The following is a 24,275-nucleotide window of genomic DNA, read 5'->3' as shown; positions in this document are numbered from 1 at the left end:
GACCGACACAGCAATCACTTCGGTCGCGACACCCGCTTCCTTCAGCCGCACCGCTTCTTCCACCGCGATTTCGTCGAACGGGTTCATCGACATCTTCACGTTCGCGATGTCGACGCCCGTGTTGTCCGACTTCACGCGGACCTTCACGTTGTAATCGACCACTCTTTTCACTGGCACCAGGATTTTCATGCACACGCTCCAAAGTTACGAATACGACCAGAGGCCATTCTATAGCGAGGCCTCATGACTGCGCGGCCAAGCGGACCAATCCATCGCGGCTATCGAGGATAGCGCGCCTCTTCGGCGCGCCGGCAATAGCGAACGGTCGTTCTATTTTAAATGAGAAAAAAACCGGACGCAAAGCCCGGGTTTTCGATCATCGACTCTAATCGTCACCGGGCGCGCCCCGCATCATGTGTTACCAGGCAGCGATCACCGCGCCGCCGAACTTCTGTTCGATGAACTGCTTCACTTCCGCGGAATGATAGGCCGCGACCAGCTTCGCGACCCACGGCTTGCTCCGGTCGGCCTCGCGAATCGCGAGAATGTTCGCGTACGGGCCGGACGGGCCCTCGATCGCGATCGCATCCTGTTTCGGTTTCAACCCCGCTTCCATCGCGTAGTTGGTATTGATCGCCGCCGCGTCGACGTCGCCGAGCGAGCGCGGAATCTGCGCCGCATCGAGCTCGACGATCTTCAGCTTGCGCGGGTTGTCGACGATGTCGAGCGGCGTCGCCTTCAGCCCGGCGTCCGCGCGCAGCTTCAGCAGCCCCTGCTTCTGCAGCAACAGCAGCGCACGGCCGCCGTTGGTCGGATCGTTCGGCACCGCGATGCGCGCGCCCGGCTTCAACTCGGCCAGCGACTTCAACCGCTTCGAATAGATGCCCATCGGGAACGTGACGGTCTCCGCGACCTTGATCAGCTTGTAGCCGCGATCCTTCACCTGCGCCTGCAGATACGGATCGTGCTGGTAGCTGTTCGCGTCGAGATCGCCCGACGCGAGCGCCGCGTTCGGCTGCACGTAATCCGAGAATTCGACGACGCGGATATCGAGGCCGCCCTTGGCCGCGACCTTCTTCACCACATCCATGATCTGCGCGTGCGGGCCGCCCGTCACGCCCACCTTGATGGTTTCGGCCTGCGCGTGCGCGCTCGCGAACAGTGCGGCTGCGCCGAATGCGGCCGCGAACTTCAGCATGAAGCGTCGTTGCATCGTCTCCCCCCAACGAATGAATGTCGTTTTACTTGTGGCTCAGCCGGCGCACGAGCCAGTCGCCGAACGACTGCACGATCTGCACGAACACGATCAGGATCGCGACGACCGTCCACATCACTTCCGGCAAATAGCGCTGGTAGCCATAGCGGATCCCGAGATCGCCAAGCCCGCCGCCGCCGATCGCACCGGCCATCGCAGAATAGCCGACGAGCGACACGAACGTGATCGTCAGGCCCGCGACGATGCCCGGCAGCGATTCGGGCAGCAGCACCTTGAACACGATCTGCGAGGTCGTCGCGCCCATCGACTGGGCGGCCTCGATCAGCCCGCGGTCGACTTCGCGCAGCGCGGTCTCGACCAGCCGCGCGACGAACGGTGCGGCCGCGAGCGTCAGCGGCACGACCGCCGCGGCCGTGCCGATCGACGACCCCGTGACGAGCCGCGTGAACGGAATGACCGCGACCAGCAGAATGATGAACGGCGTCGAGCGCACCGCGTTCACGATGCCGCCGAGCACGCGATTCACGCCGAGGTTCTGCAGCACGCCCTGGCGGTCGGTCAGGTAGAGCAGCACGCCGAGCGGCAGCCCGACGAGCGCGCCGACCGCCCCCGAGATGCCGACCATAATCAGCGTCTCCCAGAACGACTGCACGAACATATCGAACATCTCACTCAACATACGAAAGCTCCTCTACCACCACACCTTGCTCGCGCAGGAACGCGAGTGCCTGCCCGACCTTGCCCGGTTCGCCGCCCGCGAGCACCGCGAGCGACCCGAACGCCTGCCCCTGGATCTCGTCGATCTGGCCATGCAGGATGTTGAAATCGAGTTCGTACCGGCGGATCGTCTCCGACAGGATCGGCTGGTCGACACCCGAGCCGGTGAACGCGAGCCGCAGCAAATGCCCGCTGCCCGTCTTCAGCCGCTCGGCCACGCGTGCCTTCATCGCCGGCGGCAGTTCCTGCGCGATCACGTCACCAATCAGCGCGCGCGTCACTTCGTGATGCGGCTGCAGGAACACGTCGATCACGCGGCCCTCTTCGACCACGCGGCCCGCGTCGAGCACCGCCACGCGATCGCACACCTGCTTGATGACTTCCATCTGGTGCGTGATCAGCACGATCGTCAGGCCGAGTTCGCGGTTGATACGCTTCAGCAGGTCGAGGATCGCGCGCGTGGTCTCGGGGTCGAGCGCCGACGTCGCTTCGTCCGACAGCAGCACCTTCGGCTTGCTCGCGAGCGCGCGGGCGATGCCGACGCGCTGCTTCTGGCCGCCGCTGATCTGCGCCGGATAGCGATCCTTCTGCGCGGACAGCCCGACGAGGTCGAGCAGCGGCAGCACGGCCGCCTCGATCTCGGCACGGCTCGCGCCGGCCAGCTCGAGCGGCAGCGCGACGTTGTCGAACACCGTGCGCGACGACAGCAGGTTGAAGTGCTGGAAGATCATGCCGATTTCGCGGCGCGCTTCGCGCAGCGCGCCGGACGACAGCAGCGTGAGATCGCGTCCCCCGACGACGACATTGCCTTCGGTCGGCCGCGTGAGCAGGTTGATGGTGCGCACGAGCGTGCTCTTGCCGGCGCCGCTTCGGCCGATGATGCCGAACACCTCTCCCTGCGGGATCGTCAGATTGACGTTGTGCAATGCGTCGACCCAGCCGGTCGGCCCGGGGAAACGCTGCGACAGATTGCGTAATTCGATCATGTAAACAAAACGGCGGCCGGCTGGCGAGGCCCGCCAGTCGGCCGCCGATGCATCTGGAATAGCCGGCGATTTTACCGCAAACGCCTCATTCCACTTAATAATCGATTTCGATCTTTTCATAACCAGACGAAATTAGAGGGGCGCTGCTGGCCCGGCGCGTGGGTCCCGCGACTATGATCCGGAACACCGATGCCAACGAAACAGGGGACCCGCCAGATGACCGCCACCACCACGCAGGCCGCCGCACCCGCCGCCACCTCGGCATCGGGCCCGGTATCGCCGCCCGCCCCGCGGATGGGCCGGCTGCGTACCGCGGACGGGCTCGAACTGGCGTCGTATCGCTGGCCGGCCGGCGACGGCACGGTGCCGCCGCGCGCGACGATCGCGCTCGTCCACGGCCTCGCCGAGCATGCGGGCCGTTACGCGGCGCTCGCGGCCAGATTGAACGCGGCCGGCATCGACGTACTGGCGATCGATCTGCGCGGGCACGGCCAGTCGCCCGGCAAACGCGCATGGGTCGAGCGTTTCGACGATTACCTGAACGATGCGGATGCGCTGGTTGCCGAAGCCGCCCGCGGCGCCATGCCGCTCTTCCTGATGGGGCACAGCATGGGCGGCGCCGTCGCGGCGCTGTATGCGATCGAACGCGTGCCGGCTCGCGGCCACGCGCTGGCGGGCCTCGTGCTGTCGAGCCCGGCGCTCGCGCCGGGACGCGACGTGCCGCGCTGGATGCTCGCGATGAGCCGCTTCATCAGCCGCGTGTGGCCGAGCTTCCCTGCAATCAGGATCGATGCGGCGCTGCTGTCGCGCGATCCGGCCGTCGTCGCGGCCAATCGGGCCGATCCGCTCGTGCACCACGGCGCGGTGCCGGCGCGCACCGGCGCCGAAATCCTCGATGCGATGGCGCGCATCGAGCGCGGTCGCGGCGCGCTGCGCGTGCCGGTGCTCGTCTATCACGGCACCGAGGACAAGCTGACCGAACCCGATGGAAGCCGCGCGTTCGGCGCCCGCGTCGGCTCGCCCGATCGCACGCTGACGCTATACGAAGGCGGGTTCCACGAAACGATGAACGATCTCGAGCGCGACCGCGTGATCGATGCGCTGATCGCGTGGATTCACGCGCACGTGCCGGCGCGCTGAGCGCGCCTCCGCTGCCGGTCAGATGCCGGCCAGCACGCGCAGGTGCGCGACGACGCTGCGCCCGAGTGCCGACAGGTTGTAGCCGCCCTCGAGACAGCTCACGATGCGGCCCTGCGCATGCCGGCGCGCGACGTCGACGACCTGCGCGGTCAGCCACTCGAAATCGGATTCGACGAGACCGAGGTTGCCGATGTCGTCCTCGCGATGCGCGTCGAAACCGGCCGACACGAACAGCATTTGCGGCTTGAACGCGTCGAGACGCGGCAGCCAGAACATGTCGACCGCTTCGCGGATCGCCATCCCGTTGCTGCGCGCAGGCATCGGCAGGTTGACCATGTTCGGCGCCTGGTGATCGGCGCCCGAGAACGGGTACAGCGGATGCTGGAAGAAGCTGCACATCAGCACGCGCTCGTCGTTCGCGAACGCGGCTTCGGTGCCGTTGCCGTGATGCACGTCGAAATCGATGATCGCGACGCGCTCGAGGCCGTGGACGTCGAGCGCGTGCCGCGCGGCGATCGCGACGTTGTTGAAGAAGCAGAAGCCCATCGCGCGCGCGGGTTCCGCATGATGGCCGGGCGGCCGAACGCTGCAGAACGCATTCGCGTAGCGGCCTTCGATCACCGCGTCGGTCGCCGCGATCGCGGCGCCGGCCGCACGCAGCGCGGCGCGCCACGTATCGCGGTTCATCAGCGTGTCGGGATCGATCTCGACGTAGCCGTCGACGGGCATCATGCTGCGGATGTAGTCGATATGGGCCTGCGTATGCACGCGGCCCAGCGCCACCTCGCTCGCGAACGGCGCGGTTTCGTGCACGATCAGGTCGTCGATGCGGCTCGCGATCAGCTGATCCTGGATCGCCGACAGTCGGGCCGGGCATTCCGGATGCCATTCCCCCATCTCGTGCAGCATGCAGTCGGGGTGCGTATAGAAGGCGGTTGCCATAAGCTGTCATCCGCGACGCGGGGTGCGCCGCAGGTCTCCATCAATGATGTCCATCGTCTGCCGCGAATTCGCCGCTAACTTACCACAACGGTGCGCTGCTACGCCCCGGCACGCAAGGTGCGTCGGGTATACTGCGCCGAACCCCATCGCCCTGTCCGCCCGCTTCGACATGAATTCCAGCAAGCCTGCCGCCCTTCTCTCCGCACTGTTCCGCGTTCGCGTTCCGCTCGTTGCCGCTGCCGTCGCCGCTACCCTGGCCGCCGCACCCGCCGCCGCGCAAACACAGCCTGCGAAGTCCCCCGGCACGCTCGTCGCGCAGGCGCAACCGCAGCAGCCGGCGCCGCCAGGCCAGACCTTCGAAGAGGAGATCGTTCCGCAGCGTTACGCGAGCAACGCGAAGGTCGATGCGTTCATCGACGAGATGGTGAGCCGCAACGGCTTCGATTCCACGAGCCTGCACGCGCTGTTCTCGCGCGTCAGCTACTCGGCCACGGCCGTGAAACTCGTGAAGCCGGCGCCGACGCCTTCGGTGAAGAACTGGCGCGTCTATCGTTCTCGCTTCATCGAACCGATCCGCATCAACGCGGGCGTGAAGTTCTGGAAGGCGAACCAGGCGACACTGCAGCGCGCGTCCGAGGAATTCGGCGTGCCGCCCGAGGTGATCGTCGGCATCATCGGCGTCGAAACGATCTACGGCCGCTACATGGGCAACTTCCGCGTGCTCGATGCGCTGACGACGCTCACGTTCGACTACCCGGACACGCCGAATCGCGACAGCCGCCAGGCCACGTTCCGCAAGAACCTCGAGGACTTCCTCGTCTGGACCCGCGACAACCAGCTCGACCCGACCACCGTGCTCGGCTCGTACACGGGCGCGATCGGCATCCCGCAGTTCCTGCCGAGCAGTATCCGCGAGTATGCGGTCGACTACGACGGCGGCGGCCACGTCGATCTGCGCAGCAGTCCTGCCGATGCGATCGGCAGCGTCGCAAACTACCTGAAGCAGCACGGCTGGGAAACCGATCGCCCGGTGGTCTGGCGGATCACGCCCGACACGGGCAGCCTCGGCATCGCCCAGGCGGCCGCGGACGGCCAGCCCGAACCGCACTGGGCACTGTCGCAGCTGCTGCGCGCCGGCATGACGCTCAACGAGCCGACGGTCAATATCACCACCGAAGCCGGCACGCCGGTGACCGTGGTCGATCTGCCGTCGCCGGGGCGCGCGACCGAATACATGCTCGGCCTCAAGAACTTCTACGTGCTGACGCGCTACAACCGCAGCTTCTTCTACGCGCTCACCGTGTACCAGCTCGGCGAAGCCGTGAAGGCGCAGATGGAAGCGAGCGGCGCGCTGCCGCTGCCCGCGGCGGACACGGAAGCGCCGGCGCAGTAAGCTCGGCCCGCGAAATGAAAAAGCGCCGCTCGTGCGGCGCTTTTTTATCGCGTGATCCTGCCGATGCCGTTCCGGCTCAGGCAGGAAACACGCCGGTCGACAGGTAGCGGTCGCCGCGATCGCAGACGATGAACACGATCGTCGCGTTCTCGACCTGACGCGCGATGCGCATCGCGACTTCGCATGCGCCACCCGACGAGATGCCGGCAAAGATGCCTTCGACGGCCGCGAGCCGGCGCGCCATCGTTTCGGACGCGGCCTGGCTCACGCTCTCGACGCGATCGACGCGGCTGCGATCGAAGATCGTCGGCATATAGGCCTCCGGCCACTTGCGAATGCCCGGAATGCGCGACCCTTCTTCCGGCTGCGCGCCAACGATCTCGATCGCCGGATTCTGTTCCTTCAGAAAACGCGACGTGCCCATGATCGTGCCCGTCGTGCCCATCGCCGACACGAAGTGCGTGACGCGCCCCTCGGTGTCGCGCCAGATCTCCGGGCCCGTTCCTTCGTAGTGCGCGATCGGGTTGTCAGGGTTCCCGAACTGATCGAGGATCACGCCCTTGCCTTCGCGCTGCATCTGCTCCGCGAGGTCGCGCGCCAGTTCCATCCCGCCCTTTACCGGCGTCAGGATGATTTCGGCACCGTAAGCGGCCATGCTCTGGCGGCGCTCGACCGACAGGTCCTCCGGCATGATCAGCACCATCCTGTAACCGCGGATCGCCGCGGCCATCGCGAGCGCGATGCCCGTGTTGCCGCTCGTCGCCTCGATCAGCGTATCGCCCGGCTTGATGCGGCCGCGCGCCTCGGCCTTGCTGATCATCGACAGCGCCGGGCGATCCTTCACGGAACCGGCCGGATTGTTGCCTTCCAGCTTTGCGAGCAACACGTTGTTGCGTGCGCGAATCTCGTCGTCCGGCAGGCGGACCAGTTGCACGAGCGGCGTGTTGCCGATCGTGTCTTCGATAGTTTTGTAAGCCATGGAGATACCGTGAGTGCGAGGCTGATCAATCGATTGATTGTAAACCAGCGCCGGGGCTCGCGCCGGCAACCCCCATTGCGACGGTGGAATAGGCATACCCACGATTCACGATTGTGCGCGTGCAGCATGCACGCAAAAAACCCGCGGCATGCCGCGGGAAGCCGTCGCAACGACGGCGACTGAAGGAGCCCTTCGCCTCGCGTGTGTTACTTCTGCGCAGTGCGGGCGGGCGCCGCGGCAGGTTTCGCCGCCGCGGGCTTGCCCGCGGCGGGTGCCAGCGCACCCGAGCCTGTTGCGCCGATCGTCAACCCTTCCTGCTGAAGGCGCTCGACCGTATGGCCGCCCATGCCTTTCACGCGCGAGGCAAGATCGTCTGCATTCCTGAACGGGCCGCGTGCGCCGCGCTCGTCGAGAATCGCCTTTGCCCGCGCGGGACCGATGCCCTTGATGCCGACGAGTGCATCCTCGTTCGCGGTGTTGACGTCGACGGCCGCCCAGGCCGACGCGATCGCGCCGAACATCGCGGCGGCGGCAAACCATTTCCTGATCATGTGCTGGATCTCCGATGAAAAACGGTCGGCGGCTGCCGACCGTGAGACCCAGTCTAGCGATGCGACGCGCGGACTTAAACCTGGCCGGACAGCCAACGCACGTAGCGGTCGACACCTTCCTGCACCGTCAGGAACGGCGCATCGTAGCCGGCAGCACGCAGTTTCGTCTGGTCGGCCTGCGTGAAGCACTGGTACTTGCCGCGCAGCGCATCCGGGAACGGCACGTATTCGATCAGCCCTTGCTCGACCTGCTGCGCGAGCGTCAGCGGCGGCAGGCCGTCGAGCGCGCGCAGCGTGTTCACGACCGTCGACGCGATGTCGTTGAACGGTTGTGCGCGGCCGGTGCCGAGGTTGAAGATGCCCGACTTCTCCGGATGATCGAAGAAGAACAGGTTCACCTTCGCGACATCCTCGATCGACACGAAGTCGCGCGTCTGCTCGCCCGGCGCATAACCGTTGTACTCGCCGAACAGCTTGACCTTGCCTTCCGCGCGGAACTGGTTGAAGTTGTGGAACGCGACCGACGCCATGCGGCCCTTGTGCGTCTCGCGCGGGCCGTACACGTTGAAATAGCGGAACCCGGCGATCTGGCTCTTCGCGCTCGGCAGCACGCGGCGGACCACCTGGTCGAACAGGAACTTCGAATAGCCGTAGACGTTCAGCGGCGCCTCGACCTCGCGCTCCTCGACGAAGCGCGTCGAGCCGCCGTAGGTCGCCGCCGACGACGCGTACAGGAACTGCGCGCCCTGCGCGAGGCACGCATCGAGCACCGCGCGGCTGTAGCGGAAGTTGTTGTCCATCATGTAGCGGCCGTCGGTTTCCATCGTGTCCGAACAGGCGCCTTCGTGGAACACCGCGCGTACCTTGCCGAAATCGCCGCGTGCGAAGCGTTCGACGAATTCCGTCTTGTCGAGATAGTCGTCGATCTCGCAATCGACGAGATTGCGGAACTTGTCCGCACGCGTCAGATTGTCGACCGCGATGATGCGCGACTCGCCACGCTCGTTGAGCGCCTTGACGAGGTTCGCGCCGATAAAACCGGCTGCGCCGGTGACGATGATGGTCATGGTCGTCCTGCCTGAAAAATGGGAGCCGTCCGGGCGGCGCGTTCGCCGCCCGATACGCTCAGTGAAACAGTTCGTCGTAGTCGACGGTCGCCGTGCCGAGCTTGCCGACCACGATACCCGCGGCACGGTTCGCCAGCACGACGGCGTCGACGAGCGGCACGCCTGCGCCGAGCATCGTCGCGACGGTCGCGATCACGGTATCGCCCGCCCCCGAAACGTCGTACACCTCGCGCGCGAGCGCCGGCGCGTGCAGTTCGCCCGCGGCGGAAAAAAGCGTCATCCCCTCTTCCGAACGCGTGAGCAGCAACGCATCGAGATCGAGTTCCGCGCGCAGCTTCGCGACGCGCGCGCGAAGGTCGTCTTCCGAATGCCACTGACCGACGACTTCGCGCAACTCGGCGCGGTTCGGCGTGATCAGCGAGGCGCCGCGATAGCGCACCCAGTCGCCGCCCTTCGGATCGACGAGCACCGGCTTGCCGGCCGCGCGCGCCTTCTCGATCATCGTCGTCACGTGCGTCAGCCCGCCTTTCGCGTAATCCGACATCAGCACGACGTCGTGCTGCGGCAGCAGCGCGTCGAACCGCGCGAGCCCGGCGAGCAGCACCTCGTGCGTCGGCATCGCTTCGAAATCGACGCGTAGCAGCTGCTGCTGGCGCGCAAGCACGCGCAGCTTGATCGTCGTCGGCAGCGCCGCGTCGCGCTCGAGATGGGGCGTGACGCCACTGCTGCCGAGCAGCTCGACGATCCGCTCACCAGGTTCGTCGCACCCGACCACGCACAGCAGCCCGGCCTGAGCGCCGAGCGTCACGGCGTTGCGCGCGACGTTGGCCGCGCCGCCGAGCCGCTCTTCCTGGCGCTGCACGTGCACGACGGGCACCGGTGCTTCGGGTGAAATACGGTCGACGTTGCCGAACCAGTAGCGGTCGAGCATCACGTCGCCGACCACGAGCACACGCGAACGCGCGAGCTGCGCGCGCGGGACCGGCACCACTTCGCGAAGGGTCGTCATCGTGCGCTCATCCACGGGAGGGGGACTGCGGATCGACGTGCGGACGCCCGATCGCATGGTAGTCGAAGCCGAGTTCGGCCATCGCGTCCGGTTCGTACAGGTTGCGTCCGTCGAAGATCACCGGCGCCTTCAGTTCGGCCTTCAGGCGCGTGAAATCCGGGCTCCGGAATTCCTTCCACTCGGTGACGATCACGAGCGCATCCGCGGCGCTCACGGCCGCGTCCTGGGTATCGACGAAGTGCAGGCGCGCAAGCGCGTCGGAAGCCTCGCCGAGATCGAGCGCGAACACGCGGTGCGCCTCGTCGATCGCGACCGGATCGTACGCGCGCACGATCGCGCCACGCCCGAGCAGCGCGGCGATCAGCCGACGGCTCGGCGCCTCGCGCATGTCGTCCGTATTCGGCTTGAACGCGAGGCCCCAGACCGCGAATTCGCGACCGGTCAGGTCCGCGCCGAAGCGCTGCTCGATCTTGCCGATCAGCACGTCCTTCTGTGCGGAGTTGGCCGCTTCGACGGCTTCCAGGATGCGCAGCGGCTGGCCGTTCTCGCCGGCGGTGCGGATCAGCGCCTGCACGTCCTTCGGGAAGCACGAGCCGCCGTAGCCCACGCCCGCGTACAGGAAGTGATAGCCGATGCGCGGATCGGAACCGATCCCGCGACGCACGGCTTCGATGTCGGCACCGACCTTGTCGGCGAGATTCGACATCTCGTTCATGAACGAGATGCGTGTCGCGAGCATCGCATTCGCCGCATATTTCGCGAATTCCGCCGAACGCACGTCCATGTAAATCGTGCGCTCGTGATTGCGGTTGAACGGCGCGTACAGCTTCTTCATCTTCTCGCGCGCCACCGTGCCCGTCTCGTCGTCGTCGACGCCGATGATGATCCGGTCCGGGCGCATGAAGTCCTCGACTGCCGCGCCTTCCTTCAGGAATTCCGGATTCGATACGACCGAGAAACGGTGCGCGACGCTGCCCGCGAGCCCGCGGGCGCCGAGCGCCTCGTCGACCACCGCGCGCACGCGCTGCGCGGTGCCGACCGGCACCGTCGACTTGTCGACGATCACCTTGAAACCGGTCATGTAACGACCGATGTTGCGCGCGGCCTCGAGCACGTATTGCAGGTCGGCCGAACCGTCCTCGTCGGGCGGCGTGCCGACGGCGATGAACTGGATCTCGCCGTGCGCGACGCTCGCCTCGATGTCCGTCGAGAAGCGCAGACGCCCTGCCGCGCGATTGCGCGCAATGACGTCCAGCAGGCCCGGTTCGTGAATCGGCATCCCGCCATTGTTCAGGATCTCGATCTTGCGCGGATCGACATCCAGACAGAAGACGTCGTGGCCGATCTCGGCGAGGCAGGAGCCCGTGACAAGACCGACATAGCCGGTGCCGATGATGGTGATTTTCATAGATGTTCCGGTACGTCCCGGTAATTGACTAACTTGCCCGCCGGGCCGGACCCGGCGGGAACCGCAGTGCGTCGGCGCCGCGCGCCGGGATCAACCCGGCATCGCAGGTTCGACGCGGCGCGGCGCATAGGTTTCCCAGCCGCTGCATCCTGGGCACTGCCAGTAGAAGAGCCGTGCCCGGAAACCGCAATTCTGGCACGTATAGCGTGGCAGATTTTTGGTGCGCTGCTTGATCAGCGTGCGCATCATTTCAAGTTCCTTACGGCGCGGCTCGTCGGCGGCCGCGATCTGCGCATCGAGCAGGTGCAGCATGCCCGACAGGTTCGGCGACTTCTCCATCTGCGTGCGCGCGAGCGTATGTGCCGCTTCCTGGCCGCGCAACCCGGCGATGTGCTGATACGCAACATCGAGCAGGTCGTTCGACGGATAGCGATCGACATAGCCCATCAGCAACTCGGCGCCCTCGACCGGCTTGTCGAGCGCGACATAGGCCTTCATCAGCTTGTCGGCGACGAGCGGCAGATAAGCGGGATTTTGCGCCTCGACGCGCTTCCAGTGCTCGATCGCGGCCGCGTGATCGCCCGCCGCCTGCGCGGCATCACCGGACAGGATCGTCGCGCGGACGTTCTGCGGATTCGCGGCAAGCGCGAGCTTCAACTGCTCGGCCGCGGCCGCGGCGTTCTTGCGTTGCAGCGCGTCCTGCGCGAGTTCGCAATGGAACTGCGCGATTTCGGTGCCGAGCGGCTTGTCGCTCATCGATTCGATGCGCTTCGCGGTGTCGATCGACTTGTTCCAGTCCTTCTCGATCTCGTAGATCGTCAGCAGCGCCCGCTGCGCGCCCAGCGCGTAGTCGCCGTCGGCGAGCCGGTGGAAGGCCTCCTCGGCACGATCGAGCAGGCCGGCCTTCAGGAAATCCTGGCCGAGCTCGTACAGTGCGTGGTCGCGCTCGCTCACCGGCAGGTCCGTGCGGCTCAGCAGATTCTGGTGCACGCGGATCGCACGGTCCGTTTCGCCGCGACGGCGGAACAGGTTGCCGAGCGCGAAGTGCAGCTCGACCGTCTCGGGGTCGAGCTTCGCGACCTCGATGAACGCGTCGATCGCCTTGTCCGGTTGTTCGTTCAACAGAAAGTTCAGGCCGCGGAAATACGATCGCGGCAGGTTGGCGCTCTCCGACAGGAGGTTCTTCAGGTCATAGCGTGACGCCGCCCAGCCGAGCGCGAACGCCACCGGAATCGCGAGCAACCACCAGAAATCCAGATCCATGCGAAATATCGAAGCAGAGACGAAAACCGCGCGAGAGTCGCGCGGCGTCCGTGTTAAATGACGGGCGGCATCGGCGGCTGGTCGACGATGGCCGGGGTTTCGCGCGCCGCACGCAGATCGCGCTTCAGGCGCCCGTTCTCGAGGCGCAGGCGGAACATCGCCGGCAGAGCCGACAGCAGGCCGGCCAGCAGCCCGATGACGAAGAACGCGAGGCCGATCAGGATCAGCGGCGCCTGCCATGCGTAGCCGGCAACGAAATTCAGCGTCGCGGTTTGCGTATTGGCCAGTGCGAGCACCAGCAGCAGCACGAACACCAATACCCGGATCAGCCAGACGATAAACTTCATGTAGCCCTCTCTTTGTTGAGGTTTGCCGCGGCGCGCGACTCCCCTTCGCGGCACCGAATCGACCCGTATTGTAAAGGAAGCGTTTCCGCGTCACCGCACATCCTGCGGATGCGCATTGCCGCGCGGCAGCCGGAAATGAAAAAAGCGCCCGCAAGGGGCGCTTTTTTCTTCAGCCTTCGCCGGACGGATTCCGGGCAAGCCGAACGACGTTCAACGGTCGTCGTCCGGATCATCAGCTTTCAGCGGCTCGCCGGCGCGGCCGTCGACGCGTTCACGCAATTCCTTGCCGGGCTTGAAGTGAGGCACGAACTTCTCGGGCACCTGCACTTTCTCCCCCGACTTCGGGTTGCGTCCGACGCGCGCCGGGCGACGGTTGAGGCCGAAGCTGCCGAAACCCCGAATTTCGATGCGATGCCCTTTCGCCAGGGCGTCGGACATCGCATCAAGCATCGTTTTCACCGCGAAATCCGCATCCTTGAGGACAAGTTGCGGAAATCGCAGTGCCAGCTGCGCGACCAACTCGGATTTGGTCATACTTCAGCAGACCTCGTGAGGCTTACTGGTTCTGGCCGTCGAGCTTCGCCTTCAGCAGCGCGCCGAGGTTGGTCGTACCGGTCGCAGCAGCGCTGGTGTCCGACTGCAGGCCGCGGATCGCTTCCTGTTGTTCAGCCGAATCCTTCGCCTTGATCGACAGGTTGATGCCACGCGACTTGCGATCGATGTTGATCACCATCGCGTTGACCTTGTCGCCTTCCTTCAGCACGTTGCGTGCGTCTTCGACGCGATCCTGCGAGATTTCCGATGCACGCAGGTAGCCTTCGATGTCGCCCGTCAGCGTAATGACAGCGCCCTTCGCATCGACCGACTTCACCACGCCGTCGACGATCGAACCCTTGTCGTTCATTGCAACGTAGTTGCTGAACGGGTCGCCTTCGAGCTGCTTGATGCCGAGCGAAATACGCTCCTTCTCGACGTCGATACCGAGCACGATTGCTTCGACTTCGTCGCCCTTCTTGTACTTGCGAACGGCTTCTTCGCCGGTTTCGCTCCACGACAGGTCCGACAGGTGGACCAGGCCGTCGATGCCGCCCGGCAGACCGATGAACACGCCGAAGTCGGTGATCGACTTGATTGCGCCCGTGATCTTGTCGCCCTTCTTGAAGTTGCGGCTGAAGTCATCCCACGGATTCGGCTTGCACTGCTTCATGCCGAGGCTGATACGACGACGGTCTTCGTCGATCTCGAGGACCATGACTTCGACTTCGTCGCCCAGCTGGACAACCTTCGACGGCGCAACGTTCTTGTTGGTCCAGTCCATTTCCGACACGTGGACGAGGCCTTCGATGCCCGATTCCACTTCGACGAATGCGCCGTAGTCGGTGATGTTCGTGACCTTGCCGAACAGGCGCGTGCCCGACGGGTAACGGCGCGAGATGCCTTCCCACGGATCGTCGCCCAGTTGCTTGATGCCCAGCGAGACGCGGTTCTTCTCTTGGTCGAACTTGAGGATCTTCGCGGTGACTTCCTGGCCAACCGACAGGACTTCGCTCGGGTGACGCACACGACGCCATGCGATGTCGGTGATGTGCAGCAGGCCGTCGATGCCGCCGAGGTCGACGAACGCGCCGTAGTCGGTGATGTTCTTGACCACGCCGTTGACGATCGCGCCTTCCTTCAGCGTCTCGAGCAGCTTCGCGCGCTCTTCGCCTTGCGTTGCTTCGATCACTGCACGACGCGACAGCACGACGTTGTTACGCTTGCGATCGAGCTTGATCACGCGGAACTCGAGCGTCTTGCCTTCGTACGGGGTCGTGTCCTTGACCGGACGCGTGTCGACCAGCGAACCCGGCAGGAACGCGCGGATGCCGTTGACCATCACGGTCATGCCGCCCTTCACCTTGCCGGTGATCGTGCCGGTGACGAGTTCGTTGTTGTCGAGGGCCTTTTCCAGCGACAGCCACGATGCCAGGCGCTTCGCCTTGTCGCGCGACAGGATCGTGTCGCCGTAGCCGTTTTCGAGTGCGTCGATCGCGACGGACACGAAATCGCCCGACTGCACCTCAACCTCGCCCTGATCGTTCAGGAATTCCTCGATCGGAATGTAAGCCTCGGACTTCAGGCCTGCATTGACGACCACGAAGTTGTGGTCGACGCGCACGACTTCGGCGGAAATCACTTCGCCGGCGCGCATGTCTTGACGGGTCAGCGACTCTTCGAACAGAGCCGCAAAGGATTCGGTATTCGGGGTGGAGGTTTGCAGGTCGGACATAAAAATCTGATTGTGCATGGCTCGCTGTGCCACGCCGGCCGGAATGGCAGGCTGAAAGGGCCAGATCGAGGTCCATACGGGGTTAAGGGTTCGAAACACGCTCCGCGCTGCTCGCGCGAAGCACCTACTGCTGCCCGCCTTCTCAGGCGGGCTGGCCAAGCGCCCGGTACCACTGCAGCACCTGGTCGACCGCTTCATCGACCGAAAGCGCCGACGTATCGAGCAGCTTGGCATCTGCCGCGGGCTTCAGCGGCGCGGCGGCGCGATTGCTGTCGCGCGCGTCACGTTCACGAAGATCCCGAAGCAAGTCATCTATATTAGCAGAAAAACCTTTTTGCATCAATTGCTTATGCCGTCTGGCCGCGCGTGCCTCGGCGCTGGCCGTCAGAAACACCTTCAGCACGGCGTCCGGGAAGATCACGGTGCCCATGTCGCGCCCGTCGGCGACGAGGCCCGGCGTCTTGCGGAATGCGCGCTGGCGCGCGACCAGCGCGGTACGCACCGGCCCGTGCACGGCAATCGCCGACGCGCGGTTGCCGACCGCTTCGGCGCGGATGTCGTTCGACACGTCGATGCCGTCGAGCTGCGCGCAGCCCTCGCGGAACGTGATGTGAAGATCATCGATCAGCTTCACGAGCGCGTCGATGTCCTCCGCCGCGATGCCGTAGCGTACGCTCGCGAGCGCGGCGAGTCGGTACAGCGCGCCGCTGTCGAGCAGGTGGAAGCCGAGATGCGCGGCGACGAGTGCGGCGACGGTCCCCTTGCCGGAAGCTGTCGGACCGTCGATCGTGATGACGGGGGTCGGGTGAAAGGGTCGGGTCGATTTCATCGGTACGGTGGGTCAGGCCTTGGCGAGCGCGGCGAAGCGGTCGAAATAGTCGGGGAACGTCTTGCCGACGCACTTCGGATCGTTGATTCGCACGGGCACGCCGCCCAGACTGACGAGCGAGAAGCACATCGCCATCCGGTGATCGTCGTAGGTGTCGATCGCGGCGTTCGGCGTGAGTTGTTGCGGCGGCGTGACGACCAGATAGTCGGGGCCTTCCTCGACGATCGCGCCGACCTTGCGCAACTCGGTCGCCATCGCGGCGATGCGGTCGGTTTCCTTCACGCGCCAGCTCGCGATGTTGCGCAGCGTGCTCGTGCCGCTCGCGAACAGCGCCGCGACCGCGATGGTCATCGCCGCGTCGGGAATCAGGTTGAAGTCCATGTCGATCGGCTCGAGCTTGCCATGGTCGTGGCCGATGCCGCGCACCTCGATCCAGTCGTCGCCCATCGATACGTTCGCGCCCATCTGCATCAGCGCATTCGCGAAGCCGACGTCGCCCTGGATGCTCGCGCGCCCCACGCCCTCGACGCGCAGCGGGCCGCCGCCGAGCGCGCCGGCCGCGAGGAAGTACGAGGCCGACGACGCATCGCCCTCGACCATGATGCGCCCCGGCGCACGGTAGCGGACGCCGGCCGGCACGACGAAGCGCTGCCAGCCGTCGCGCTCGATGGTCACGCCGAAGCGCTCCATCAGCCGGATCGTGATGTCGATGTACGGCTTCGAGATCAGTTCGCCGTCGACTTCGACGACGATCCTGCCGTCCTTCGCCTTCACGAGCGGAAGCGTCATCAGCAGCGCCGTGAGGAACTGGCTCGACACGTCGCCGCGCACGCGGATCGGCGCGTCGACCGCGATCGCCGCAGGCTTGATCCGCAGCGGCGGAAAACCGTCGTTCTGCTCGTAGTCGATCTGCGCGCCGATCTGTCGCAGGCCGTCGACGAGGTCGCCGATCGGCCGCTCGTGCATGCGCGGCACGCCATGCACGCGATAGTCGCCGCCATTGACCGCGAGCGCCGCCGTCAACGGTCGCACCGCGGTGCCCGCGTTGCCGAGGAACAGGTCGGCGGTCTTCGCGGTGAACGCGCCGCGCGTGCCGGTGACGACACAGGTGTCGCCCTCGCGCGCGAGCTTCACGCCGAGCTTGCCGAGCGCATCGAGCATCACGCGCGTGTCGTCGGAATCCAGCAGGTTGGTGATCGTCGTATCGCCTTCGGCAAGCGCCGCAAGCAGCAGCACGCGGTTCGAGATGCTCTTCGAGCCGGGCAGGCGCACGGTGCCCGACGCGCTGGAATACGGGCCGAGATCGAGATAGTCCATGGGAATCGTCCTGTTTCCTGTTATTTCTTGACCGGTTCGGCAGCGGGCTGCGCGCCGCGCTCCTGCCATGCCTTGCGGGCCGCGCGCGAGCGCGTGAACACGGCTTCGAGCGCCGCGCCGTCGCCGGCGTCGATCGCCGCGCGCAGCCGGGCGAGCACGCGCGTGTAGCCGTCGAGCTCGTCGAGCAGCGCCGCGCGATTCGCGACACACACGTCGCGCCACATTTCCGGGCTCGACGCCGCGATCCGCGTGAAGTCGCGGAAGCCGCCCGCCGCATACGAGAATTTCAGTTCGGCATCCGTCTCGCCGAGGATCTGCTCGACGAGCGCGAACGACAGCACGTGCGGCAGATGGCTGATCGACGCGAACACGCGATCGTGCTGCGCCGTGCTCATCGTGCGCACGTCGGCGCCGGTCGCCCGCCACATCGCGTCGATCCGCGCGACCGCGTCGGGTGCGTTCTCCGGCAGCGGGCACAGCACGACGTTGCGGCCGACGTACAGATCCGGCAGCGCGGCCTCGACGCCGCTCGACTCGCGCCCGGCGATCGGGTGGCCCGGCACGAATTGCGCGATCCGCGCACCGAGCACGTCGCGTGCCGCCGCGACGACATCGGACTTGGTGCTGCCCGCGTCGGTGACGAGCGTCGCGGCGTCGAGCCACGGGGCAATGCGCGCGAGCAACGGGCCCGTTTGCGCGACGGGCGCGGCCAGCAGCACGAGATCGGCGCCGGCAAGCGCGTCGCGCACTTGCGCATCGTCGTCGAGCGCCGCCGCGCGATCGATCACGCCGAGCGCGAGCGCGCGCTCGACCGACGCACGGGAACGGCCGACGCCGACGACTTCGCCCGCGCCGCCCGGTGCGCGCTCGCGCAGCGCGCGCGCCAGCGATCCGCCGATCAGGCCGACGCCGAAGATGACCAGTTTGTTGAATGCAAAGCCTGACACGACAAGAGCCAAGTGACGCGCGCGGAACGACGCCCCGCGCGCGGAAGTCCAGATTCCGGGCAACGGGCCCGCACCCGGCGCGACCTGCGCCGGATACCGCCCGAGCCCGCCTTGGGCAGCGCCGCCCGGCCTGCCCTGCCCGCTTCGCCGCGCCGCCTGCGCGGTGCAGGCGACGGGCCGCTGCGCGTCAGCGCGCGCGCGGATACGAACCGAGTACCTTCAGGAACGCGGCCTTCTGGCCGAGCTCCGCGAGCGCGGCGGCCACGGCTGGCTCGTCCCGGTGCCCTTCGATGTCGATGTAGAAGTAATACTCCCACGTGCCGACGCGCGCCGGGCGCGACTCGAAGCGGGTCATCGACACCCCGTGCCGCGCGAGCGGTTCGAGCAGCTTGAACACCGCGCCCGGCTCGTTCTTCACCGACACGATCAGCGAGGTCTGGTCGTGACCGCTCGGTCCAGCCGGCTGCTTGCCGATGATCACGAAGCGCGTGCGGTTGTGCGGATCGTCCTGAATCAGCGAAAACGCGATCTGCAGCCCGTAGTGCGCGGCCGCGCGGTCGCCCGCGATCGCCGCGACGCTCGGGTCGGCCGCCGCGAGACGCGCGGCCTCCGCGTTGCTCGACACCGCTTGCCGCTCGAGCTGCGGTGCGTTCGCAGCGAGCCACTGCTGGCATTGCGCGAGTGCCTGCGCATGCGCGCAGACGCGCTTCACGCCGTCGAGCGTGCCGTTCTGCGTGAGCAGGTTGTGATGGATCGGCAGCGCGAGTTCGCCGCTGATCAGCAACTGCGTCTGCAGCAGCAGGTCGAGCGTGCGCGACACCGCGCCTTCGGTCGAATTCTCGACCGGCGCGACGCCGAATGCGGACGCGCCCGCCTCGACCGAGCGGAACACCTCGTCGACCGACGGGCATGGCAGCCCTTCGATCGACTGGCCGAAATACTCGAACATCGCCTGTTCGGTGTACGTGCCGACCGGCCCGAGGAACGCGACGTGGATCGTCTGCTCGAGCGCGCGGCTCGCGGCCATGATCTCGCGCCAGATGGCGCTGATATGCTCGCTCGCGAGCGGCCCCGCGCTCATGTCCTGCAGGCGCGCGATCACCTGCAGCTCGCGTTCCGGCCGGAACACCGGCGCATTGAAGTGCTTCTTGACCTCGCCTACCTCGAGCGCCACCGCGGCGCGCTGGTTGAGGAGCGAGATCAGCTGCGCGTCGATCGCATCGATGCGGTCGCGCAGCGGTTTCAGGCGGGAATTCAGTTCGTCGTCCATGCGTTTTGCCGTACTGTTTGAACAGCGCCGCCGTCAGGCGCCGCGCCGTTCGAAGTCCTTCATGTACTCGACGAGCGCTTTCACGCCCTCGAGCGGCACCGCGTTGTAGATCGACGCCCGCATGCCGCCGACGGACTTGTGGCCCTTCAGCTGCAGCAACCCGCGCGCCTTTGCGCCGGCAAGGAAGTCTTCATTGCGCGTTTCGTCGGCCAGGAAAAAGGGCACGTTCATCCGCGAACGCACCGCCGGCTCGACCTTGTTCAGATAGAAGCTGCTCGCATCGATCGTGTCGTAGAGCAGCTTCGCCTTCTCGATATTGCGGGCCTCGATCGCCTCGAGGCCGCCCTGCCGCTTCAGCCACTGGAACACGAGGCCCGCGACGTAGATCGCATAGGTGGGCGGCGTGTTGTACAGCGAGTTGTTCTCGGCGACGGTTTTCCATTCGAATGCGGACGGGCAGATCGACAGCGCGCGATCGAGCAGATCCTCACGCACGATCACGACCGTCACGCCGGCCATCCCGATGTTCTTCTGCGCGCCGCCGAACAGCACGCCGTACTTCGCGACGTCCATCGGGCGCGACAGGATGTGCGACGAGACATCGGCGACGAGCGGCACGTCGCCGAGGTCGGGAATCTCGAACGTCTCGACGCCGTCGATCGTCTCGTTCGTGCACAGATGCACGTAGGCCGGATCGTCCGACAGCTGCCATTCGGCACGGGCAGGCGCGCGCGTGAAACCGTCGGCCGTCTTGCCGGAGGCGGCCAGATGCGGCGTGCCGTATTTCTTCGCTTCGTTGAACGACTTCTGCGACCACGAGCCCGTCACGACGAAGTCGGCGGTCTTGCGCGAGCCGAGCAGGTTCATCGGCACGACCGCGTTCTCGGCGATGCCGCCGCCCTGCAGGAACAGGATCCGGTGGCTGGCCGGCACGTCGAGCAGCTCGCGCAGGTCGGTCAGCGCCGCCTCGTGGATCGACATGAACTCTTTGCCGCGATGGCTCATCTCCATCACGCTCATGCCGCTGCCGTGCCAGTCGAGCATTTCGTCGGCGGCCTGCCGCAGCACTTCCTCGGGGAGCGCCGCAGGGCCGGCGGAGAAATTAAAGACGCGCATCGTGAAAACCTCGGGAGGGACGCGACCGGCTTGCGACCGACTTGCCGCCGGCAGAAAGAACCGCGCCAGAAAAGAAATGGCCGCTTGCGCTCGCGCGCAAACGGCCATTATCGCACTGTCATCAGGCTCCCGCCAAACCCGGCCGAACGGCCGGGCGGCGTGCCCGGACGGCTTACTTGCCCGGCTTGACTGCCGCGACTTCCTTGTCAGCCTGCGCGCGCGTCGCCTGGATCGCTTGCGGCATGTACTTCTGCATCAGGCCGTTGACCACGTCGCGGCCAACCTGATCCTGAACCTGGATGAACTTGCGGCCCGTCGGGCTCTTGTAGAACGTCGTCAGATCCTTGATCTCCGACGTGCTGTAGTACTTCGCATAGGCGTCGTACTGAGCCGACATCGCGTCGTTCTGGAACTGCTGCGAGCCGAACACCTTGCCCGCGCCGTCAACCAGCTTCGGCACTGCGTTCTTCTGCAGCGTCGGCACGGCGGCCTGCTTCTGCTTGTCGTTCAGCGACTTGTTTTCCGACAGCGCGTCCGACAGGATCGCCGGCACGAGCTGCTTTGCCTGCATCTCGGCGCTGTTGCCGATAGCCGACACGAGCTTCGGCGCGTCGATCGCGTCGAGCAGATCCTTGATCGCCGCCTTCTTGTCGGCGTCGATCGGCGCAGCTGCCGCGGTCGCAGCCGGTGCGGAATTCGACAGCGCTTGCGCCATCGCGAACGTCGGCACCAGTGCAGCCAGCAGAACCAGTTGCTTGAATTGCTTTTGCATCATCACTCCCTTTTGGAAATATGAATGGTTGCTCGCCGACCGCGGCGCTTTTCGCCCGCGGCGGCTCGAGTCTCATCCGTTCTTCAGGCTTCGCCGTCCGACGCCTCGTCGGCCTCGCCATCGCCCTCTTCGGCTTCCGCGATCTGCTGCAGGCCGGAGAGCTTGGTACCCTCATCGAGACTGATGAGTGTAACACCTTGCGTGGCGCGCCCCATTTCGCGAATCTCGGACACACGCGTACGGATCAACACGCCGGCGGTCGTGATCAGCATGATCTGATCCTCGGCGTCGACGAGCGTCGCGGCGACGACCTTGCCGTTGCGCTCGGACGTCTGGATCGCGATCATCCCCTTCGTGCCGCGGCCGTGACGCGTGTACTCGGTGATCGGCGTGCGCTTGCCGTAGCCGTTTTCGGTCGCGGTGAGCACGGTCTGCTCCTCGCTGCCGGCAACCAGCAGCGCGATGACCTGCTGCCCGTCCTCGAGCTGCATGCCCCGCACGCCGCGCGCTTCCCGGCCCATCGGGCGCACGTCGTTCTCGTCGAAGCGCACGGCCTTGCCGGCGTCGGAGAACAGCATCACGTCGTGCGCGCCGTCGGTGATCGACGCGCCGATCAGGTAATCGCCCTCGTCGAGGCCGACCGCGATGATGCCCTTCTTCATCGGGCGACTGAATGCCTCGAGCGGCGTCTTCTTCACGGTGCCGAGCGACGTCGCCATGAACACGAACTTGTCGGCCGAGAATTCCTTGACCGGCAGCACGACGTTGATCTTCTCGCCTTCCTGCAGCGGGAACATGTTGACGATCGGACGGCCGCGCGAGTTGCGCGAGCCCTGCGGCACTTCGTAGACCTTGACCCAGTACACGCGGCCGCGGTTCGAGAAGCACAGGATGTAGTCGTGCGTGTTCGCGATGAACAGCGTCTCGATCCAGTCGTCTTCCTTCATCTGCGTCGCCTGCTTGCCGCGACCGCCGCGCTTCTGCGCGCGATACTCGGACAGCGGCTGCGACTTCACGTAGCCCGCGTGCGACATCGTGACGACCATGTCCTGCGGCGTGATCAGGTCTTCGGTATTCAGCTCGGTCGCGTTCAGCTCGATCTTCGAGCGGCGCGCATCGCCGAATTCGGCCTTCACCGTCGCCAGCTCTTCGCCGATCATCGTCGTGATCCGCTCGGGGCGCGCGAGGATGTCCAGCAGGTCGGCGATCTGCGCCATCACTTCGCGGTACTCGCCGATGATCTTGTCCTGCTCGAGACCGGTCAGGCGCTGCAGACGCATCTGCAGGATTTCCTGGGCCTGCGTGTCAGACAGGCGGTACAGCCCGTCGACCTGCATGCCGAACGCCGGGTTCAGGCCTTCCGGGCGATACGCGGAACGGCCGCCGGCCGCCGCGTTCTCGCTTTCGGCGCGCGTCAGCATCTCGCGCACGAGCGACGAATCCCACGGCTTCGCCATCAACTCCTGCTTCGCGATCGGCGGCGTCGGCGCTGCCTTGATGATCGCGATGAATTCGTCGATGTTCGCGAGCGCGACGGCAAGACCTTCGAGCACGTGGCCGCGCTCGCGGGCCTTGCGCAGTTCGTAGATCGTGCGGCGCGTCAGCACTTCACGTCGATGCGACAGGAAGCACTGCAGGATTTCCTTCAGGTTCAGCAGCTTCGGCTGACCGTCGACCAGCGCGACCATGTTCATGCCGAACGTGTCCTGCAGCTGCGTCGCCTTGTACAGGTTGTTCAGCACCACTTCGGGCACTTCGCCGCGCTTCAGCTCGATCACGACGCGCATGCCGCTCTTGTCGGACTCGTCGCGGATGTCGGAAATGCCCTCGAGCTTCTTCTCGTTGACGAGCTCGGCAATGCGCTCGAGCAGCGAGCGCTTGTTCACCTGGTACGGCAGCTCGTCGACGATGATCGCCATCCGCTGGCCGCGGTCGATCTCCTCGAAGTGCGTGGCCGCGCGCATCACGACGCGGCCGCGCCCGGTGCGGTAGCCGTCGCGTACGCCGGCGACGCCGTAGATGATGCCGGCCGTCGGGAAGTCCGGCGCCGGGATGATCTCGATCAGCTCGTCGATCGTCGCTCCCGGGTTGCCCAGCAGGTGCTGGCACGCGTCGACGACTTCGTTCAGGTTGTGCGGCGGGATGTTGGTCGCCATGCCGACCGCGATGCCCGACGAGCCGTTGATCAGCAGGTTCGGGATGCGCGACGGCAGGACCGACGGCTGCATCTCGTTGCCGTCGTAGTTCGGCTCGAAGTCGACCGTTTCCTTGTCGATGTCGGCGAGCAGCTCGTGACCGATCTTCGCCATGCGAATTTCGGTGTAACGCATCGCCGCGGCGTTGTCGCCGTCGATCGAGCCGAAGTTGCCCTGTCCGTCGATCAGCATGTAGCGCAGCGAGAAGTCCTGCGCCATCCGCACGATCGTGTCGTACACCGCGGTATCGCCGTGAGGGTGATACTTACCGATCACGTCACCGACGATACGCGCCGATTTCTTGTACGCGCGGTTCCAGTCGTTGTTCAGTTCGTGCATCGCGAACAATACGCGCCGGTGCACGGGTTTCAGGCCATCGCGGACATCCGGAAGGGCACGTCCGACGATCACGCTCATCGCGTAATCGAGATACGAACGGCGCATTTCCTCCTCTAGGGAGGTGGGCAGGGTCTCTTTGGCGAATTGATCCATGTATCCGTATCGTTTCGGAGCGAAGACGGCGAACGCCTTTCGCGTGGGCG

At 65.8% G+C, this 24,275-nt stretch carries 23 protein-coding genes; 2 read left to right on the top strand and 21 right to left on the bottom strand.

The window, feature by feature from the left end; translation table 11 throughout:
* The 4 genes from U4Y91_RS30275 to U4Y91_RS30260 all read right to left on the bottom strand — a co-directional run.
* On the bottom strand, positions 1-189 hold a 189-nt coding region (locus U4Y91_RS30275; protein ID WP_415750515.1), incomplete at its 3' end, for an electron transfer flavoprotein subunit beta/FixA family protein.
* A 229-nt stretch (positions 190-418) separates the two neighbouring features.
* The gene (locus tag U4Y91_RS30270; protein WP_321808140.1) at positions 419-1,213 is read right to left on the bottom strand and encodes a MetQ/NlpA family ABC transporter substrate-binding protein; all 795 of its coding nucleotides are present in this window, start codon (positions 1,211-1,213) and stop codon (positions 419-421) included.
* Positions 1,214-1,241: 28 nt separating this feature from the next.
* On the bottom strand, positions 1,242-1,895 hold the full coding sequence (locus U4Y91_RS30265; RefSeq protein ID WP_044844825.1) for a methionine ABC transporter permease: 654 nt from the start codon (positions 1,893-1,895) through the stop codon (positions 1,242-1,244).
* Positions 1,885-2,919 carry a methionine ABC transporter ATP-binding protein gene (locus tag U4Y91_RS30260; RefSeq protein WP_321808139.1) on the bottom strand — a complete coding sequence of 345 codons (1,035 nt, stop codon included), beginning with the start codon at positions 2,917-2,919 and terminating at the stop codon, positions 1,885-1,887. Before U4Y91_RS30260 ends, U4Y91_RS30265 begins: the two co-directional genes overlap by 11 nt.
* Before the next feature lie 216 nt (positions 2,920-3,135).
* On the opposite strand from U4Y91_RS30260, the gene U4Y91_RS30255 reads away from it, so the two are divergent.
* Positions 3,136-4,059, top strand: coding sequence for an alpha/beta hydrolase (locus tag U4Y91_RS30255; RefSeq protein ID WP_321808138.1), 924 nt, complete (start codon positions 3,136-3,138; stop codon positions 4,057-4,059).
* An 18-nt stretch (positions 4,060-4,077) separates the two neighbouring features.
* On the opposite strand, the gene U4Y91_RS30250 is transcribed toward U4Y91_RS30255, so the two are convergent.
* On the bottom strand, positions 4,078-5,001 hold the full coding sequence (locus tag U4Y91_RS30250; protein ID WP_044844828.1) for a histone deacetylase family protein: 924 nt from the start codon (positions 4,999-5,001) through the stop codon (positions 4,078-4,080).
* 43 nt (positions 5,002-5,044) lie between these two features.
* On the opposite strand from U4Y91_RS30250, the gene mltB reads away from it, so the two are divergent.
* The gene (gene mltB / locus U4Y91_RS30245; protein ID WP_321808137.1) at positions 5,045-6,394 is read left to right on the top strand and encodes a lytic murein transglycosylase B; all 1,350 of its coding nucleotides are present in this window, start codon (positions 5,045-5,047) and stop codon (positions 6,392-6,394) included.
* 76 nt (positions 6,395-6,470) lie between these two features.
* On the opposite strand, the gene cysM is transcribed toward mltB, so the two are convergent.
* From cysM to gyrA, 16 genes are all read right to left on the bottom strand, one after another.
* Complete coding sequence (gene cysM / locus U4Y91_RS30240) at positions 6,471-7,373, bottom strand: cysteine synthase CysM (protein WP_321808136.1); 903 nt, start codon at positions 7,371-7,373, stop codon at positions 6,471-6,473.
* Positions 7,374-7,579: 206 nt separating this feature from the next.
* Entirely contained in the window at positions 7,580-7,924 is a 345-nt protein-coding gene (locus U4Y91_RS30235; protein WP_321808135.1) for a ComEA family DNA-binding protein, read from the bottom strand.
* Positions 7,925-7,998: 74 nt separating this feature from the next.
* Positions 7,999-8,991 (bottom strand): ADP-glyceromanno-heptose 6-epimerase, encoded by a 993-nt coding sequence (gene rfaD, locus U4Y91_RS30230; RefSeq protein ID WP_321808134.1) that lies wholly within the window; start codon positions 8,989-8,991, stop codon positions 7,999-8,001.
* A 58-nt stretch (positions 8,992-9,049) separates the two neighbouring features.
* Entirely contained in the window at positions 9,050-10,000 is a 951-nt protein-coding gene (gene rfaE1 / locus U4Y91_RS30225; protein WP_321808133.1) for a D-glycero-beta-D-manno-heptose-7-phosphate kinase, read from the bottom strand.
* 7 nt (positions 10,001-10,007) lie between these two features.
* The gene (locus U4Y91_RS30220) at positions 10,008-11,408 is read right to left on the bottom strand and encodes a UDP-glucose/GDP-mannose dehydrogenase family protein (protein ID WP_321808132.1); all 1,401 of its coding nucleotides are present in this window, start codon (positions 11,406-11,408) and stop codon (positions 10,008-10,010) included.
* 90 nt (positions 11,409-11,498) lie between these two features.
* Entirely contained in the window at positions 11,499-12,671 is a 1,173-nt protein-coding gene (lapB, locus tag U4Y91_RS30215) for a lipopolysaccharide assembly protein LapB (RefSeq protein WP_321808131.1), read from the bottom strand.
* A 53-nt stretch (positions 12,672-12,724) separates the two neighbouring features.
* Positions 12,725-13,018 (bottom strand): LapA family protein, encoded by a 294-nt coding sequence (locus tag U4Y91_RS30210; protein WP_321808130.1) that lies wholly within the window; start codon positions 13,016-13,018, stop codon positions 12,725-12,727.
* A 210-nt stretch (positions 13,019-13,228) separates the two neighbouring features.
* On the bottom strand, positions 13,229-13,552 hold the full coding sequence (locus tag U4Y91_RS30205) for an integration host factor subunit beta (RefSeq protein WP_124827927.1): 324 nt from the start codon (positions 13,550-13,552) through the stop codon (positions 13,229-13,231).
* Between the two features lie 22 nt (positions 13,553-13,574).
* A complete protein-coding gene (gene rpsA, locus U4Y91_RS30200; RefSeq protein ID WP_415750514.1) occupies positions 13,575-15,287 on the bottom strand; it encodes a 30S ribosomal protein S1 in 1,713 nt (570 codons plus the stop codon).
* A 142-nt stretch (positions 15,288-15,429) separates the two neighbouring features.
* Positions 15,430-16,116 carry a (d)CMP kinase gene (cmk, locus tag U4Y91_RS30195; RefSeq protein WP_321808128.1) on the bottom strand — a complete coding sequence of 229 codons (687 nt, stop codon included), beginning with the start codon at positions 16,114-16,116 and terminating at the stop codon, positions 15,430-15,432.
* Positions 16,117-16,128: 12 nt separating this feature from the next.
* Positions 16,129-17,433 carry a 3-phosphoshikimate 1-carboxyvinyltransferase gene (aroA, locus tag U4Y91_RS30190; RefSeq protein WP_321808127.1) on the bottom strand — a complete coding sequence of 435 codons (1,305 nt, stop codon included), beginning with the start codon at positions 17,431-17,433 and terminating at the stop codon, positions 16,129-16,131.
* Positions 17,434-17,453: 20 nt separating this feature from the next.
* Positions 17,454-18,380 carry a prephenate dehydrogenase/arogenate dehydrogenase family protein gene (locus U4Y91_RS30185; protein WP_321808126.1) on the bottom strand — a complete coding sequence of 309 codons (927 nt, stop codon included), beginning with the start codon at positions 18,378-18,380 and terminating at the stop codon, positions 17,454-17,456.
* A gap of 187 nt (positions 18,381-18,567) precedes the next feature.
* The gene (gene pheA / locus U4Y91_RS30180) at positions 18,568-19,650 is read right to left on the bottom strand and encodes a prephenate dehydratase (RefSeq protein WP_321808125.1); all 1,083 of its coding nucleotides are present in this window, start codon (positions 19,648-19,650) and stop codon (positions 18,568-18,570) included.
* Between the two features lie 33 nt (positions 19,651-19,683).
* Positions 19,684-20,766, bottom strand: coding sequence for a 3-phosphoserine/phosphohydroxythreonine transaminase (gene serC / locus U4Y91_RS30175; protein WP_321808124.1), 1,083 nt, complete (start codon positions 20,764-20,766; stop codon positions 19,684-19,686).
* Between the two features lie 172 nt (positions 20,767-20,938).
* A complete protein-coding gene (locus tag U4Y91_RS30170) occupies positions 20,939-21,538 on the bottom strand; it encodes a DUF2059 domain-containing protein (RefSeq protein WP_044844860.1) in 600 nt (199 codons plus the stop codon).
* 83 nt (positions 21,539-21,621) lie between these two features.
* Positions 21,622-24,225, bottom strand: coding sequence for a DNA gyrase subunit A (gene gyrA, locus U4Y91_RS30165; RefSeq protein ID WP_321808123.1), 2,604 nt, complete (start codon positions 24,223-24,225; stop codon positions 21,622-21,624).
* Positions 24,226-24,275: the final 50 nt, after the last annotated feature.

The sequence above is a fragment of the Burkholderia sp. BCC1993 genome (genome assembly GCF_905339865.1).
In the GTDB taxonomy this organism is placed as follows: domain Bacteria; phylum Pseudomonadota; class Gammaproteobacteria; order Burkholderiales; family Burkholderiaceae; genus Burkholderia.
Note: the sequence above shows the minus strand (reverse complement) of the source record. Positions and strands in the feature narration are given on the sequence as shown.

Coding starts and splice junctions, on each gene's coding strand:
- U4Y91_RS30270 (WP_321808140.1), bottom strand. CDS start 1,213: ATGCAACGACGCTTCATGCTGAAGTTCGCGGCCGCATTCGGCGCAGCC.
- U4Y91_RS30265 (WP_044844825.1), bottom strand. CDS start 1,895: ATGTTGAGTGAGATGTTCGATATGTTCGTGCAGTCGTTCTGGGAGACG.
- U4Y91_RS30260 (WP_321808139.1), bottom strand. CDS start 2,919: ATGATCGAATTACGCAATCTGTCGCAGCGTTTCCCCGGGCCGACCGGC.
- U4Y91_RS30255 (WP_321808138.1), top strand. CDS start 3,136: ATGACCGCCACCACCACGCAGGCCGCCGCACCCGCCGCCACCTCGGCA.
- U4Y91_RS30250 (WP_044844828.1), bottom strand. CDS start 5,001: ATGGCAACCGCCTTCTATACGCACCCCGACTGCATGCTGCACGAGATG.
- mltB (WP_321808137.1), top strand. CDS start 5,045: ATGATGTCCATCGTCTGCCGCGAATTCGCCGCTAACTTACCACAACGG.
- cysM (WP_321808136.1), bottom strand. CDS start 7,373: ATGGCTTACAAAACTATCGAAGACACGATCGGCAACACGCCGCTCGTG.
- U4Y91_RS30235 (WP_321808135.1), bottom strand. CDS start 7,924: ATGATCAGGAAATGGTTTGCCGCCGCCGCGATGTTCGGCGCGATCGCG.
- rfaD (WP_321808134.1), bottom strand. CDS start 8,991: ATGACCATCATCGTCACCGGCGCAGCCGGTTTTATCGGCGCGAACCTC.
- rfaE1 (WP_321808133.1), bottom strand. CDS start 10,000: ATGACGACCCTTCGCGAAGTGGTGCCGGTCCCGCGCGCGCAGCTCGCG.
- U4Y91_RS30220 (WP_321808132.1), bottom strand. CDS start 11,408: ATGAAAATCACCATCATCGGCACCGGCTATGTCGGTCTTGTCACGGGC.
- lapB (WP_321808131.1), bottom strand. CDS start 12,671: ATGGATCTGGATTTCTGGTGGTTGCTCGCGATTCCGGTGGCGTTCGCG.
- U4Y91_RS30210 (WP_321808130.1), bottom strand. CDS start 13,018: ATGAAGTTTATCGTCTGGCTGATCCGGGTATTGGTGTTCGTGCTGCTG.
- U4Y91_RS30205 (WP_124827927.1), bottom strand. CDS start 13,552: ATGACCAAATCCGAGTTGGTCGCGCAGCTGGCACTGCGATTTCCGCAA.
- rpsA (WP_415750514.1), bottom strand. CDS start 15,287: ATGTCCGACCTGCAAACCTCCACCCCGAATACCGAATCCTTTGCGGCT.
- cmk (WP_321808128.1), bottom strand. CDS start 16,116: ATGAAATCGACCCGACCCTTTCACCCGACCCCCGTCATCACGATCGAC.
- aroA (WP_321808127.1), bottom strand. CDS start 17,433: ATGGACTATCTCGATCTCGGCCCGTATTCCAGCGCGTCGGGCACCGTG.
- pheA (WP_321808125.1), bottom strand. CDS start 19,650: ATGGACGACGAACTGAATTCCCGCCTGAAACCGCTGCGCGACCGCATC.
- serC (WP_321808124.1), bottom strand. CDS start 20,766: ATGCGCGTCTTTAATTTCTCCGCCGGCCCTGCGGCGCTCCCCGAGGAA.
- U4Y91_RS30170 (WP_044844860.1), bottom strand. CDS start 21,538: ATGCAAAAGCAATTCAAGCAACTGGTTCTGCTGGCTGCACTGGTGCCG.
- gyrA (WP_321808123.1), bottom strand. CDS start 24,225: ATGGATCAATTCGCCAAAGAGACCCTGCCCACCTCCCTAGAGGAGGAA.